The 1081-nt window shown below is 70.8% G+C and carries 1 protein-coding gene; it reads left to right on the top strand.

Going from position 1 to position 1081, the window contains the following annotated elements:
- Nucleotides 1-655: ferric iron reductase (locus tag GT030_RS21040; protein ID WP_202460372.1), on the top strand; the 655-nt coding region annotated here is incomplete at its 5' end.
- Nucleotides 656-1081 lie beyond the last annotated feature (426 nt).

Below are 1081 nucleotides of genomic sequence, written 5' to 3'. Positions count from 1 at the left end.
CTTCGCCGCGATGGGACCGCCCGCGGCCTGGCTCAGCGACCGGGGCTACCGCACCGCCGCGTTCGCCTTCGAGGAACTCGCCGTCGTGGTCCGCGACGGCCTGCGCGGCCACCTCCTGCCCGGCGCCACTCCGCTGCTCGCGGCCGGGCTCGCGGAGGGCTTCGACGGCAGCCCGCTCGCCGCCGCGCCCGACCCGGACGCCTGGTGGGCCGCGTATCTGCGCCAGGTCGTCCCGCCCGCGCTCCGCGCCTTCGACGAGCACGGGGTGGTGCTGGAGGCGCACCTGCAGAACACCCTGGTCGCCGTCGACGCCGCCGGAATGCCCGTGCAGGCGCTGTTCCGGGACGCCGAGGGTGCCAAGCTGCTGTCCGACGTGAGCCGGGGGGCCGGGTGGGAGCGGCTGGTGTACTGCCTGCTCGTCAACCACCTCGGCGAGATCGCCGCCGCCCTCGCCGAGGCCCACCCCGGCCTCGACCCCTGGCCGGCCGTCCGCGCCGAACTGTCCCGCCACCCGCTCCCGGAGACACCGGCGCTGCTTGCCGCGCCCGCCCTGCCCGGCAAGACCAACCTGCTGCTCCGCTGGACCGGCGCGGACGGGGCGGACGCCCGCTACCTGCCACTGCCGAACCCGCTGCGCGCGGGCGACGCCGGGTAACGGGAACCGGGTCAGGCATCCGGCGCCTCGGCCACGCCCTTGTCTGCGCATGGCGTCGCAGGCCCGGTATGACCGGGGTGTTCTGCGGTCTCCTGCCGGGCTGTGCGGCCCGTCGGCGGGCTCCGGCGCGGCCCCGCGTAACACGGCTCAGTTCATCGGGTCCGCAGCGACGCGCCGTGATTGGGCGAGTGAGGAGGCGTCAGAATGTCACCTGGAAGGCCCAATAGTATGTCAATCAGCTTTCTATCCAACTTATCTGATTTTTCGTCACGTCAGGAAGAAGATCAAAAAATGCCCTGTTTGGAGCCGAATCCCCGACTTCCGATATGCCGGTCATGTCGGCTGTAGGTAATTTCATTCACGAGCCGACCCGACGGGCCGGTGCCTCTCTGTACGACAGGAGATCGTGAGATGAAGCTTCGTTCG

This window comes from Streptomyces sp. SID1328 (assembly GCF_009865595.1).
Lineage (GTDB): Bacteria > Actinomycetota > Actinomycetes > Streptomycetales > Streptomycetaceae > Streptomyces > Streptomyces griseoluteus.
The sequence above is the reverse complement of the archived record's forward strand: the minus strand, read 5'-3'. Positions and strand labels throughout refer to the sequence as shown.